Source organism: Saccharothrix sp. CCNWYY140 (genome assembly GCF_037401995.1).
GTDB lineage: Bacteria > Actinomycetota > Actinomycetes > Mycobacteriales > Pseudonocardiaceae > Actinosynnema.
This window is the reverse complement of record NZ_JBBEGC010000010.1, coordinates 17,911-31,716: the sequence shown is the minus strand read 5'-3', so window position 1 is coordinate 31,716 and position 13,806 is coordinate 17,911. Positions and strand designations below refer to the sequence as shown.

At 71.9% G+C, this 13,806-nt stretch carries 10 protein-coding genes; 6 read left to right on the top strand and 4 right to left on the bottom strand.

Annotated elements, in window-relative coordinates:
• Nucleotides 1-7: 7 nt before the first annotated feature.
• Together WBN91_RS08295 and WBN91_RS08290 are read right to left on the bottom strand one after the other, a co-directional pair.
• A complete protein-coding gene (locus WBN91_RS08295) occupies nt 8-1,897 on the bottom strand; it encodes a S8 family serine peptidase (RefSeq protein WP_337727272.1) in 1,890 nt (629 codons plus the stop codon).
• Nucleotides 1,898-2,241: 344 nt separating this feature from the next.
• The gene (locus tag WBN91_RS08290; protein ID WP_337727273.1) at nt 2,242-2,592 is read right to left on the bottom strand and encodes a DUF1844 domain-containing protein; all 351 of its coding nucleotides are present in this window, start codon (nt 2,590-2,592) and stop codon (nt 2,242-2,244) included.
• Nucleotides 2,593-2,857: 265 nt separating this feature from the next.
• Between WBN91_RS08290 and infC the strand changes: the two genes are divergently transcribed.
• The 4 genes from infC to WBN91_RS08270 all read left to right on the top strand — a co-directional run bounded on the left by infC (nt 2,858) and on the right by WBN91_RS08270 (nt 5,045).
• Nucleotides 2,858-3,457: a translation initiation factor IF-3 gene (gene infC, locus WBN91_RS08285; RefSeq protein WP_337727274.1), complete on the top strand. Its 600-nt coding sequence runs from the start codon at nt 2,858-2,860 to the stop codon at nt 3,455-3,457.
• Between the two features lie 101 nt (nt 3,458-3,558).
• Nucleotides 3,559-3,753: a 50S ribosomal protein L35 gene (gene rpmI / locus WBN91_RS08280; protein WP_309116120.1), complete on the top strand. Its 195-nt coding sequence runs from the start codon at nt 3,559-3,561 to the stop codon at nt 3,751-3,753.
• 60 nt (nt 3,754-3,813) lie between these two features.
• On the top strand, nt 3,814-4,203 hold the full coding sequence (gene rplT, locus WBN91_RS08275; protein ID WP_121227296.1) for a 50S ribosomal protein L20: 390 nt from the start codon (nt 3,814-3,816) through the stop codon (nt 4,201-4,203).
• Entirely contained in the window at nt 4,200-5,045 is an 846-nt protein-coding gene (locus WBN91_RS08270) for a TrmH family RNA methyltransferase (protein WP_337727296.1), read from the top strand. The genes rplT and WBN91_RS08270 overlap by 4 nt, the downstream gene beginning before the upstream one ends.
• A gap of 184 nt (nt 5,046-5,229) precedes the next feature.
• Here WBN91_RS08270 and WBN91_RS08265 read toward each other — a convergent pair whose 3' ends face one another.
• Both WBN91_RS08265 and WBN91_RS08260 read right to left on the bottom strand, forming a co-directional pair.
• Entirely contained in the window at nt 5,230-8,037 is a 2,808-nt protein-coding gene (locus tag WBN91_RS08265) for a hypothetical protein (protein WP_337727275.1), read from the bottom strand.
• On the bottom strand, nt 8,034-9,791 hold the full coding sequence (locus tag WBN91_RS08260; protein ID WP_337727276.1) for an HSP90 family protein: 1,758 nt from the start codon (nt 9,789-9,791) through the stop codon (nt 8,034-8,036). The genes WBN91_RS08265 and WBN91_RS08260 overlap by 4 nt, the downstream gene beginning before the upstream one ends.
• 291 nt (nt 9,792-10,082) lie before the next feature.
• Here WBN91_RS08260 and pheS point away from each other — a divergent pair, with 291 nt between their 5' ends.
• Both pheS and pheT read left to right on the top strand, forming a co-directional pair.
• Entirely contained in the window at nt 10,083-11,150 is a 1,068-nt protein-coding gene (pheS, locus tag WBN91_RS08255) for a phenylalanine--tRNA ligase subunit alpha (protein WP_121227302.1), read from the top strand.
• Nucleotides 11,151-11,153: 3 nt separating this feature from the next.
• The gene (gene pheT, locus WBN91_RS08250; protein WP_337727277.1) at nt 11,154-13,631 is read left to right on the top strand and encodes a phenylalanine--tRNA ligase subunit beta; all 2,478 of its coding nucleotides are present in this window, start codon (nt 11,154-11,156) and stop codon (nt 13,629-13,631) included.
• The last annotated feature ends 175 nt before the right edge of the window (nt 13,632-13,806 follow it).

Sequence of the window (13,806 nt, the reverse complement as noted above, 5' to 3'; positions counted from 1 at the left end):
GGGCGGCTCACTGCCGGCGGTGCCAGTAGTACTGGCTGCCGCCGTAGAGCACGACGTTGCCGTCGTCCTGCACCACGAGCCGGTCGGACGGCGTGCCGTTGGTGCCGGTGTACCAACGGGGCGCGCCGGCGGTGCTGTACAGGACGAAGTTGCCGTCGGACTGGAGCTCCGCCCGCGTCACGTCGCTGTTGTAGGTGCGCGTGTGCCACTCCGCCTGCTTGGCGGCGTTGTACAGCACCAGGTTGCCGTCCGGCTGGAGCGCCAGCCGGTACTGGCCGTTGGGCGACACCTTCTCCTCACCGCGGATCAGCATCTGACCCTTGGCGACCCGGTCCTTGGCCGGCGTGGAGAGCAGCCGGTGCCAGTAGTAGCTCGACCCGCCGTACGCGACGACGTTGCCGTCGTTCTGCACGACGATCCGGTCCACCGGGGAGTTGTAGGTGGAGGTGTGCCAGCGGGCCTCGCCGCCGCGGGCGTACAGCACGAAGTTGCCGTCGTGCTGGAGCTCCGCCCGCACCACGCCCCGACCCGACGTCTGGCTGTGCCACACGATCGCGTTGGCGGCGTTGCGCAGGACCATGCTGCCGTCGGCCTCCACGCCCAGCTTGTACTGGCCGTTGGGGGAGACCTTCTGCTGACCGACGGTCAGCGACTCACCGCGCACGATCCGGTCGGCGACCGGGGTCCACTCCGGGGTGGGCGAGGTGTACAGCAGGCGGTTCGCCGAGCCCATCGGGTCGGTGACCTTGCCGGTGGTCGCGTTGTTCACGATCGCGGCCTGCACCTGGGCCGGCGTGGCGGCGGGGTTCTGGAACAGGTAGAGCGCCGCCGCGCCCGCGACGTGCGGCGCGGCCATCGACGTGCCGTCCATGACCTCGGTCGCGTTGTCACCCGAGGAGTAGGTGGACGTGATGTTCACGCCAGGCGCGAACACGTCCAGGCACGAGCCCCAGTTCGAGAAGTACGCCCGCGCGTCGGAGGAGTCCGTCGCGCCGACGGTGATGCCCTGCGAGACCCGAGCCGGCGACCAGTCGCAGGCGTTGCCCTCGCCCGTCACGTCACCCGAGTTGGCAGCCGCGGTGACGTAGGTGACGCCCGCCGCGATCGACCGGCGCACCGCGTCGTCGAGCACACCGAGGATGTTGCCCGCCGGGTCGAACCCGCTGAGGCTCATGTTCGCCACAGCCGGCTTGACGTGGTTCGCGGTGACGTGGTCCACGCCCGCGATGACACCGGCGATGGTGCCGTCGCCCACGCAGTCCAGGACCTTCACGGCGTGCAGGCGCACGCCCTTCGCGACACCGTGCGACGCGCCGCCGATGGTGCCGGCGACGTGCGTGCCGTGACCGTCGCAGTCCTCGTTCGCGTCACCGATGCTGTTGAAGTCGAAGGTCGCCCGCACCCCGAAGTCGGCGTGCGTCGTCCGGATGCCCGAGTCGATCACGTACACGTGCACGCCACCACCGAGGTTGGGGTAGGCGTACGTGTTGTTCGACGGCAGGATGTCCCGCTGGTCGATCCGGTCGAGACCCCACGACGGCGGGTTGCTCTGCGAGCCCGCCTTCTTGATCTTCTGGTCCTGCACGACCTTGGCCACGGACGGGTTGGCCGCGAGCCGCTTGGCCTCGGCCTCGCTCATCCGCGCGGCGAAGCCGTCGAGCGCGGCCGAGTACCTGTGCGTGACGCGCACAGAAGAGGCCTTGCTCAGGACCGCGTCGGTGTCCTTGCGATCCTTCAGCACCACGATGTAGCTGCCCTCGACGGCGCCCTTGCTGCCCGCGCCCTCGATGGTCACCTCCTGCGCGAACGCCGGTGTCGCGCTGAGGCCCAGAGCGGCGATCGCCGCTGTTGCCCCGACACCGGCGATCCGTCTCCAGGACGTGCCGAAATCTCCCATGACTGGGTGCCCCCTCAATGTGGGTACTGAGCGGAAGCGAGGGGGTGACTTCACTCGTTCGAGTGACCCCCGCGCGGGCACAGCCAACCACACGGAGAGCGCTTGCCAGAGGCACTTTCACAACTTGTCCGCAGGTGTCCGCCCGTGTTCGCGAGATCACTCGGGAGAGTGATCCCGCGAACATTTCCCACACCGCTCCCGACGCCACTCGGGCACCACGAAACATCGGCGAACAGCTCACCAAGCACACCGCGAACCGCTCGCCCCGTACCGCCCAGTGGCGGGGGCCTCGCGGCAACCCACCCCGGCGTCCAGGTGGGTCGCGTGTCGTATTCGGGCGTGGGTCAGTAGACGGGGCCGGTGTACTTCTCGCCCGGGCCCTGGCCCGGCTCGTCCGGCACGGCGGAGGCCTCGCGGAAGGCGCGCTGCACCGACTGGAGGCCCTCCCGCAGCGGTCCGGCGTGCGGGCCCAGGTACTCGGCGGACGCGGTGACCAGGCCGGCCAGGGCGGTGATCAGGCGCCGGGCCTCGTCGAGGTCGCGGCGGGGGCTGGTGTCCGGGTCCTCGTCGGCCAGGCCGAGGCGTTCGGCGGCGGCGGACAGCAGCATGATGGCCGCCTTGCTGATCACCTCGATGCTGGGAACATCGGACAGCTCGCGGACGTTGTTCGAAGGCAGGTCGGTCACGTCGGCCATTCTCGCAACCGACCCGTTCCGGTCGCCGGTTCGGGGGTTGACAAGCCATCTGCTACTATTCTCCGCGCGACCAGTCCCCACCCACGTGGGGACGGCAAGTGGAGCCCCGCTCCCACCCGCGTTCCACCGCCTTCAGGTGGCCGGGTCCGGTCACCTCGACGGGTGGACTGCGCCCTTCGTTGTGCGATCGGTCGGAAGCGGGCCTCACACCGGGCAGGTGTGGGGCCTCTTGTCTTTGGCGCACAACGAGTCACAAAGGACGTGAATGACAAGTCCCTCGAACCGAGGTGCTCCCGCCAGCACCGAGCCGCGTATCAACGAGCGCATCCGCGTGCCGGAGGTTCGTCTGGTCGGGCCGAACGGCGAGCAGGTCGGGATCGTTCGCATCGAGGACGCGCTCCGACTCGCGCAGGAAGCGGATCTCGACCTCGTCGAGGTCGCCGCGCAGGCTCGGCCGCCGGTTTGCAAGCTCATGGACTACGGGAAGTTCAAGTACGAGAGCGCCCAGAAGGCCCGTGAGTCGCGCCGCAACCAGCAGCTGACGGTCATCAAGGAGCAGAAGCTCCGGCCGAAGATCGACCCGCACGACTACCAGACGAAGAAGGGCCACGTCGCCCGCTTCCTGTCGCACGGGAACAAGGTCAAGGTGACCATCATGTTCCGCGGCCGAGAGCAGTCCCGGCCCGAACTCGGTTACCGGCTGCTCCAGAAGCTGGCGGAGGACGTCGCGGAGCTGGGCTTCGTCGAGTCGAACCCCAAGCAGGACGGCCGCAACATGATCATGGTGTTGGCGCCGCACAAGACCACGAAGACCCGTCCGGTGAAGCACGAGCAGGACGCCCCGACGGAGTCTGTCGAAGAGTGACCCCGGCCCCGGCCGGGCGCAGACCGTGACCCGGCTCCCGGCCGGGCGCAAGCGTGGCCGTCTCGCGTCTGCGGGTCGGCCGGCAGGAGACGAGGACAGGAATGCCGAAGAACAAGAGCCACAGCGGGACCTCCAAGCGCGTGAAGGTCACCGGCAGCGGCAAGATCATCCGTGAGAAGGCGGGCAAGCGCCACCTGCTGGAGAAGAAGTCCAGCAAGCTGACCCGTCGCCTCAGCGGCACCACCGATGTCGCCAAGAACGACGTGCCGCGGATCAAGAAGCTGCTCGGCATCTGATCCTCCCGCTCCCCTTGAACACCGGGGCCACGAGCCCCACGAGATCGACAGGATGGACCCGTGGCACGCGTCAAAAGGGCCGTGAACGCCCAGAAGAAGCGCCGTACCACCCTTGAGCTCGCCAGCGGCTACCGCGGCCAGCGTTCGAGGCTGTACCGCAAGGCCAAGGAGCAGGTGCTCCACTCGCTCAACTACGCGTACCGCGACCGCCGCGCGCGCAAGGGCGACTTCCGGAAGCTGTGGATCCAGCGCATCAACGCCGGTGTCCGCGCCAACGGCATGACCTACAACCGCTTCATCCAGGGCCTGCGCCTCGCCGAGATCGAGGTCGACCGCAAGATCCTGGCCGAGCTGGCCGTCAGCGACCCCGGCGCCTTCACCGCGCTGGTCGAGCTGGCGAAGGCCGCGCTGCCCGCCGACGTGAACGCGCCCGTCGAGGACAAGGCCTGAGCGACGCACCGCGACCCGGGGCTGCTCCGTTCACCGAACGGACACCCCGGGTCGTTGCTGCTCGGCACCTGACCAGGCGGTCCGGCCGCGAACGGGCGGGCCGCTTCCTGGCCGAAGGCGCGCAGGCGGTGCGCGAGGCGCTGACCTGGGCCGCCGCAGGACGCGGTCGGGTGCACGAGCTGTTCGTCACCTCGGTGGCCGCCGACCGCAACCCGGAACTGGTGCGGACGGCGGTGGACGCCGGGGTGCCGGTGAGCACCGTCACCGAGAAGGCCGCCGCAGGCCTGTCGGAGACCGTGTCACCCCAGGGCGTGGTCGCGGTGTGCGACCTGCTCGACGTGCCCTTGTCGCTGTTGCGGCAGTCGCTGACCGGCGCACGCCTGGTCGCGGTGCTGCACGGCGTCGCCGACCCCGGCAACGCCGGCACCGTGGCCCGGGTCGCCGACGCGGCCGGCGCGGACGCGGTGATCTTCGCCGGCGACACCGTAGACCCGCACAACGGCAAGTGCGTGCGCGCCTCCACCGGCAGCGTGTTCCACCTCCCCATCGCCCGTTCCCGCGACGCGGACGAGGTCTTCACGGCCTGCCGCGAAGCCGGCCTGCGCCTGGTCGCCGCCGACGGGTACGCCGAAGAAGACCTGGTCACCGCCGACCTGCGCGGCGACCTGGCCCGCCCCACGGCCTGGGTGTTCGGCAGCGAGGCCCACGGCCTCCCCGACGACGTGGTCGCCAAGCTCGACACGTCGCTCAAGGTCCCGATCTACGGCGGCGCGGAAAGCCTGAACCTCGCCACCGCCGCAGCGGTCTGCCTCTACGCCTCCGCGCGAGCCCAACGCACCTGACCGCGGCCACCCCTGCCCGCCACGGCCCGCCTCACCCGCGCCTCCGCCGCCGAGCGCGGCGCAGCTTGCGCGGACGTCCGCCGGGATGCCCGCCCGCGCGCCTCCGCAGCCGAGCGCGTCGAGGCCGGTCACCTCGGTCTCGACGCGCCCAGCCTCGCCGCTCGTGCCCAGTCGCCGTTCGCGGTCAGTCCTGGAGTCGTGCGTTCAGCGAGCGCAACAGCGGGTCGCTTGCCACCGGCTTGTCCAAGGTCCGCAGCACCTCCTCCAGCACGTTGGCCGTGTCACCGACGATCTGCAACGGGGCGTGGTCGGTCAGCAGGCCGGCCGCCCGCCGGATCTCCGCCTCCGCGTTGACCGCGTCACCGGACTGGAGGAGGAACCGCGCACCCCGCTGCGCCAGGAACGACTGCCAGTCGACGTCGCCCAGCCGAGCCGCCAGCTCCTCGGCCACGCCGTTGCGCTCCAGCGCCTCCGCGTACCGTCCGGCCTGGAAGTGCAGGAACGCCCGGATCGCCGCGATCCGCGCCGACAGGTGCGTCCGGTGCTCCTCGTTGTCCATCGCGGGCAGCAGGCGCTCCGCCGCGTCCAGTGCCGCAGCGCACGTGTCGCGTTCGTCGTCGGGAAGGGCCGCCGCCGACTCGACCCACGAACCCGCCGCCTCGGCCGCGTCCGGCACCTGCTCCCAGTGCCGGGCCGCCTCGGCGTAGGCCCGCGCGCCGGCCGACGCCCGGTCCAGCCGCCGCAGCACGCCGCCCAGCAGGTCGTAGGCGAGCGCCCGCCGCCACGGCTCCTCGTCCGGGATCATCGGCAGCGCGGTCTCCAGGTGTGTTCGCGCCGCCTCGTTCTCGTCGAGTCGTGAACACGCCTGCGCCAACCGGTACCGCACCGGGACCACGATGTCCTCGCGCACGTCGTGGCTCTCGATGACCCGGACCGCTTCCTCCAGCGCCTCGGCGGCCTCCACGAACCGCCCGGTCTTGAGGTAGCCGCCCGCCAGCGTGTAGCACGCGTGCGCCACGTCCTCGGGCACGCCCAGCTCGTGCCCCACGGAGATCGCCTCCCGCAGCTGTTCCAGCTGCCGGTCCTCGACCTCCAGCCGGTCGACCGACGCCACCCGCTGCCGGTGCGCCTCCGCCGTCCACGGACCGCGCGGTGTGTTGAACGCCGCCACGAACTCCTCCGCCGTGTCCAGCGCGGCGGGCAGCCCCAGCACCGTCTCGATCTTCAACCGCAGCCGCAGCGCGTCGAACCGCACGCCCGGTGTCGGCTCGCCCGCCAGCACGTCGGCGACCACCGCGGACGCCTCGTCCAGCTCGCCGATGGACGCCAGGTGCTGCGCCACGTCGCACCGCACCCGCGCGACCAGCTCCGGCACGTCCCTCTCGGCCAGCACGAGCGCCTCGCGCACCAGCTCGCCCCGCTCGTCGGACGCGTCCACCTCGCCCAGCAGGTCAACCACCACGAGCCGGGTCAGCACCCGGGTGTACGGGGTGCCCGCGCGGTCCGCCTCCGCCACGCACTCCCGCGCCTCCACCAGCGCCGCCTCCAGGCCCACGTGCTCGGCCCGCATCGCCGCGCCCCGGCTGCGGTACCGGTTGGCGAAGTCGTGCTCTCCCGCCGCCGCGAGCCGGGCGACCGCCGCGTCCAGCTCGGTCATGGCGGCCTCGTGCTCCTCGTGCACGGTGCTCTGCCGCGCCGCCAGCGCCCGCCGGGCCGCGACCCGCGCCGCGAGGCCCTCCGGCAGCAGCGGGTCGAGGTCGCGCGGCAGCGACCGCAGCAACCGCATGCCGGTGATGAAGTCGCCGTGGTCGAAGGCGTGGTTCATCGCCTGCGCCAGCTCGACCGGGTCGGCGACCGGGGCCGGCTCCTCCTCCGGCGCGGGCGCGACCTCCGTCCGCAACGGCACCGCCAGCGGCACGTGCGGTGTGTCGGCCGACGCCAGCTTCGCGCGGATGCGGCGGCTCACCGCGTCCGTCCCGTTGCGCCGGTCGAACCGCTCCGCGATCTCGAGGGCCTTCTCCTCCAGCAGCTCCCGGAGCTGGGGCGCGCTGTAGACCTCCATCTGCCCGTCGCGCGGCACGACGAAGTCCTGCGGCTTGCCCACCCGGCCCAGCAGCACCGCCGCGCCCGCCGCGAAGTGCATCTCCTGGGACGGCGACGGCGAGTGGTGCACCCGGTGCACCTGCCGCTGCAACAGCTCGATCCCGCGCTGGACGTTGCCCGATGTCGCGCAGAACACCAGGTGGTCGTCCACGTAGCCGCCGTACTGGTCGTCACGCACCAGCCGGTGGGCGACCACGTGCGCCTGCCGTGCCCGGTCCAGGTCGCCCAGCGCCACGAACGCCGGTGTCAGCGTGGTCAGGATGCCCTGCGGCTGGGTGGCGCAGCCGGTGTCCTTCTCCAACTGGTGTTCGGCGTGCGCGACCGCCTCCGCGTACCGGCCCTGCCGGATCAGGTGCCCGGCCTGGTCCTCGACGACGCACGCCTCGCAGTCGCTCATCGGACCCCGGTCCATCGCCAGGTAGCGCGCGAAGTAGTTGCGGTAGCCGTCCTCGTTGCCGATGTGCTCGGCCAGCTGCGCCTGCGCCCCGTACACCGGCTGCATCGAGTACCCGTGGGACTGGTACCGCTCGCCGAGCTGCGTGATCACCGACCGGACCTGCTCCAGGGTGAACCGGGGGTCGGCCATCAGCCCGCTGACGATCCACTTGTGCGCCCAGTCGAAGCTGTGCGTCTCCCACTCGTCGAACGCCGTGGGGTCGCGCTTCTCCGCCGCGCCGCACCACGCGAACGGCGCGAGCATCAGGTCGTAGCGACCCAGGTCGTAGGCGGACCGGATCAGTGCGATCCGGCAGCTCACGCCGAGCGGCAGGTGGTCGACGGCGTCCGCGGTGCGCGCGGCGCGTTCCAGCGCCTCGTGCCGCGCCATGCCCTCGGGCATGTGGTACGCCTCGACGAACTGCTGTTCGGCGGCGGTCTTCTCCTCGCTCACGATTGCCCTCCGACAGCGCGGTCCAGCAGTTCCAGGAAAGAGCGGTTGAGCGCGGCCGTGTCCTTGGGGCGCATCGGCCGGCGCGCTTGCAGCAACGCGTGCACGTACAAGGACTCGACGGTCAGCTCCACCAGTGCCGAGTCGTTGAGCCCCGCCAACCGCCGCACCAGCGGGTTGCGCACGTTGAGCACGAGCCGCTGGGCCGCGTCGGACTGCTCCGACACCAGGCTGCCCAGCAGTTCCGCCCACAGCGGGTCGGCCTGCTCGCCGACCTGCTCGACATCGCGCCGGCGCTCGCCCTCCACGTTGGTGACCAGCAGGGCGGGCAGCGACGCCGGGTCGAAGTCGCGCGGCACGGCCTCGCAGTCGTGCCGCTCCAGCACCTCCTTGGCCAGCGCCAACCGGTCGCGCAGCGCCCGCTCCAGCTCCGGCTCAGGGTCGCCCAGCGCGGCCAGCACCTCGGTCGGCGCGACCCGCCGCGCCGCCGCCGGACCGTCCAGCGCCACCAGCCGGTCCATGATCTCCACGTCGTAGGCGTAACCCGCGTTGAGCAGGCCCATGCCCTGCGCGTGGGCGACCGGCGCGAGCTGGCGGAACTCGTCCACGTCCGGCACGTACGCGATCGAGCCGTGCTTGCGCTTGAACTGGCGCAGCGACTGCCCGCCGTCGGTGGTCTCGAACGGCAGCCACCGCTCCACCAGCCGCAGCATCTCGTCGTCCACCCGCGCCAGCGACTTGATGCCCAGGTGGTGGGCGTCGAGCAGCGCCGCCGTGCGGTCCGGGTCGGTCGCGTCCAGCCGCACCAGCCAGTCGCGGACCTGCCGGCCCAGCTCCTCGCGCACCGCGAGCAGCGTCTCGTCCTGGTAGAGCGCCTCGCGGCTGGCCGTGGGCCGCAGCGACGACGAGTCGACCACGCACCGCACGAAGTACGCCCACTCCGGCAGCAGACCCTCGATGGCGTCGCCGACCAGCATCCGCTTCAGGTACACGCGGTGCGACTGGCGCGCGCCGGGGTGGACCCCGCCGGGCAGCACGTACGCCACACCGGTCAGGCCCACGGTCGGCACCTCGACCGGGATCGCGTCGAACGGCCGCACGCCCAGCACCTTCGCGCCGTACTCCAGCGCGTCGTCCAGCCACGGCAGCCGCTCGGCGGTGAGCACCTCGCCGCTCACGCTCACCTTCACCGGCAGCAGCTCGCCGTACTCGGTGACCAGCGCCTTCACCACGTCGTGCTCCAGCCAGTGCTCCGAGTCCCGGTTGGGCACCAGCTCGATCGTGGTCCCGATCTCGGCGCGGGCTGTCTCGTCGACCTCGACCTCGTAGTTGCCGGCCGCGTCGGCTGTCCACCGCACCGCCGGGCCGCCCTTGGCCGACCGGGACACCAGTCGGATCCGCTCGGCGACCAGGAACGCGGACAGCAGACCCACGCCGAACTGGCCGAGGAAGCCCTGGCGGGCGAACCCCAGCTCGTCCCGCTTGGACGTGCGGCCCAGTGTCGAGAGCAGGTCGTGGACCTCGCGCTCGGTCAGGCCGATGCCCGTGTCGGAGATGCGGAGGGTGCCGCCCGTGCCGGAGTCGATCGGCTCGATCACCACCTCGCCCGGCGCGTCCGGCTGGAGCGCTCGGCGGGCGGTGATCGCGTCCACCGCGTTCTGGAGCAGCTCGCGCGCGTACACGCGGGGACTGCTGTACAGGTGGTGGCTGAGCAGGTCGATGATCCCGCGCAGGTCGACACCGAAGGTGTGTGCCATGAGAGTGCGATCCACCTCGGGTCAGGTCACGTAGGACGGTCGATTCTAGGTGCGCCACGGTGGCGGCGGACCCGGTTTTCGGCGCTTCGCCCGCCGGGCCGGCGGCTCACTCGAAGATCAGTGTGCACGAGGGGTACGACAATTCCGCGCGGCCGACCTGCCGGGGTCACGGCGCAGTCACGGCCGCGGTGGATCCGGCCCCACCCCGATCACCTAGGATCGACCCGCCGCTCCGTGCCCTTCGCGGGGTGGTTTCCACACGCGGCACGCGACGGGAGCTGTCCACCAACCATGTCCGGAGCCAACGACCCGTACGACCCCAAGCAGGTCGCGGCGCTCTCACCGGAGGCGCTCGACACGGCGGTGGAGCAGGCGCGGGAGGCCTTCGCGAAGGCGGCCGACCTCGACGAGCTGGCCGCCGTGAAGCCGAGCCACCTGGGTGACCGCTCGCCCGTCCTGCTGGCCAGGCGGGAGATCGGCGCGCTGCCGCCGGCCGCCAAGGCCGAGGCGGGCAAGCGGGTGAACGAGGCGCAGAACGCGGTCAAGCACGCGTTCGAGGAGCGCCGCGCCGTGCTCCAGGCCGAGCGCGACGAGCGGGTCCTGCGCGAGGAGTCGGTCGACGTCACGCTGCCGTGGGACCGGGTCCCGCGCGGCGCGCGCCACCCCATCAGCACGCTCGCCGAGCGCATCGCCGACGTGTTCGTCGCGATGGGCTACGAGGTCGCCGAGGGCCCCGAGCTGGAAACCGAGTGGTTCAACTTCGACGCGTTGAACTTCGGCAAGGACCACCCGGCCCGCTCCATGCAGGACACCTTCTACGTGGCACCCGAGGGCTCCGGCCTGGTGCTGCGCACGCACACCAGCCCCGTGCAGGCCCGCACGCTGCTGGACCGCGAGCTGCCGGTGTACGTGGTGTGCCCGGGTCGGACGTTCCGCACCGACGAGCTCGACGCCACCCACACCCCGGTGTTCCACCAGGTCGAGGGCTTGGCCGTGGACAAGGGCCTGACGATGGCGCACCTGAAGGGCACGCTCGACGCGTTCGCCCGCGCCATGTTCGGCGAGGACTCCAAGACCCGCCTGCGGCCCAGCTTCTTCCCCTTCACCGAGCCGTCCGCCGAGGTGGACGTGTGGTTCCCGGAGAAGAAGGGCGGCCCCGGCTGGGTCGAGTGGGGCGGCTGCGGCATGGTCAACCCGAACGTCCTGCGCAACTGCGGTGTCGACCCGGAGGTGTACTCGGGGTTCGCGTTCGGCATGGGCCTGGAGCGCACGCTCCAGTTCCGCAACGGCCTGCCCGACATGCGCGACATGGTCGAAGGCGATGTCCGCTTCACCCAGCCCTTCGGAACGGAGGCATGACCGGTGCGTATCCCGGTTACCTGGCTGGTCGAGAACCTCGAGTTCCCGGAGACCCCGACGCCCGAGCAGCTCGCCGAGGCGTTCGTGCGGATCGGTCTCGAGGTCGAGGACGTCCACCAGCTCGGTCCCGTCACCGGTCCGCTCGTCGCGGGCCGGGTGGTGGAGATCAAGGAGCTCACCGAGTTCAAGAAGCCCATCCGGTACTGCCAGGTCGAGGTCGGTCCGGACCAGGTCAACGGCATCGTCTGCGGCGCGTCGAACTTCGTCGAGGGCGACACGGTCGTCGTGGCGCTGCCCGGCGCGGTGCTGCCCGGTGACTTCGCGATCACCCCGCGCAAGACCTACGGCCACGTCAGCGAGGGCATGATCTGCTCGGCCCGCGAGCTGGGCCTGGGCGACGACCACGCGGGCATCCTGGTGCTGCCCAGCGGCACCGCGCAGCCCGGTGACGACGCCATCGAGCTGCTGGGCCTTAACGACACGGTCATCGAGGTCGCGCCCACGCCCGACCGCGGCTACGCGTTCTCCGTGCGCGGCTTGGCCCGCGAGATCGCCTGCGCGTTCGACGTGCCGTTCGGCGACCCCGGCCTGGCCGAGGTGCCCGAGGGCGAGGGCGACGTGCTGCCGGTGCGGATCGAGGACGTCTCGGCGTGCTCGCGGTTCGTGGCCCGCCGGGTGACCGGGGTGGACCCGACCGCGCCGACCCCGTGGTGGATGCGGCGGCGGCTGATGCTGGCCGGGATCCGGTCCATCTCGCTGCCGGTCGACGTCACCAACTACGTGATGCTGGAGCTCGGCCAGCCGCTGCACGCGTTCGACGGCGCGGCCGTCCAGGGCGGCCTGGTCGTGCGGCGCGCAGTGGCGGGGGAGAAGCTCACCACGCTGGACGAGCAGGTCAGGGCGCTGGACCCGGACGACATCGTGATCGCCGACGACAGCGGCGTGGTGTCGCTGGCCGGCGTCATGGGCGGCGCGTCCACCGAGGTCCGCGACACCAGCACGGACATCCTGCTGGAGGCGGCGAACTGGGACCCGGCGTCCATCGCGCGCACCGTGCGGCGGCACAAGCTGCCGTCGGAGGCCGCCAAGCGGTTCGAGCGGACCGTGGACCCGGCGCTGGCCCCGGTGGCCTTGGAGCGCGCGGCGCGGCTTCTGCACATGTTCGCCGAAGGCAGCATCAAGCCGGGCCGCACGGACGTGGGCGCTCCGGTGCTGCCCGGTCCGGTGACCATGCCGATCGACCTGCCCGACCGGGTGGCCGGCGTGCGCTACGCGCGCGGCGTGACGGCGCGGCGGCTGGGCCAGATCGGCTGCCAGGTCGAGGTCTCGACCGGTGACGACGGATCGACCCTGGTCACGGCGGTGCCGCCGACGTGGCGCGCCGACCTCACCCAGCCCGCCGACCTGGTGGAGGAGGTGCTGCGGCTGGAGGGGTACGACACGATCCCGTCCACGCTGCCGCCCGCCCCGGCCGGTCGCGGCCTGACCGAGCAGCAGCGGCGTCGCCGGACGGTGTCGCGCGCCCTGGCCGAGAACGGGTTCGTCGAGGTCAAGCCGTTCCCGTTCATCGCGCCCTCGGTGTTCGACGCGTTCGGGCTGGCCGAGGACGACGTGCGGCGGCGGTTCGTCAGCGCGCTGAACCCGCTGGAGGCGGACAAGCACGCGCTCGCGACCACGCTGGTGCCGGGTCTGCTGGAGACCTTGCAGCGCAACCTGGCGCGCGGTGCCCGTGACGTGGCGCTGTACACGGTCGCCCAGGTGACGTTGCCGCGGACGCAGCCGGTGCCGGTGCCCGAGGTGGGCGTGGGCGAGCAGCCGTCCGACGAGCAGGTCGCGTCGCTGATCGCGTCCCTGCCGCAGCAGCCGGTGCACGTCGCGGCGGTCCTGACCGGGCTGCGCGAGCACGCCGGCTGGTGGGGCAAGGGCCGCCCGGCGGACTGGGCGGACGCGGTGCAGGCCGCGCGGCTGGTCGGTGAGGCGTACGGCGTCGAGCTGACCGTCAAGGCGTCCTCCCTGGCGCCGTGGCACCCAGGTCGGTGCGCCGAGCTGCGCGTCGGCGACTGGCCGGTGGGCCACGCGGGCGAGCTTCACCCGAAGGTGTTGGAGGCGCTGGGTCTGCCCAAGCGGACCGTGGCCTTCGAGCTGGACCTGGACGCGCTGCCGGTGGAGGACCGCCGCCCCGCGCCGGTCGTGTCGCCGTACCCGCCGGTGCTGCTGGACGTGGCCGTCGTCGTGGACGCCGCGGTGCCCGCCGCCGAGGTGGCGCGGGCGCTGACCGCCGGCGGCGGCGAGCTGCTGGAGGACCTGCGGCTGTTCGACGTGTACACGGGCGACCAGGTCGGCGACGGCAAGCGGTCGCTGGCCTACGCGCTGCGGTTCCGCGCGCCGGACCGGACGCTGACGGTCGAGGAGGCCACGGCGGCCCGGGACGCGGCCGTGGCGGAGGCGTCGACCCGCTTCGGGGCGGTGCTGAGAGGCTGACGCAGAGTTCCTGGACCCGCACCAGTGCGGGTCCAGGATTGGGCCGGTAGGGTGAACCCCTCGGTCGCCGAGGTAGTGGGAACGTGCAGATCAGGCCACTCAGCGTCACCTGTCAAGGGGTCTTTGGACCTGTATTTCCGGGCCTGCTTGGTTCTTGCGCCGAGGTTGAACGTTC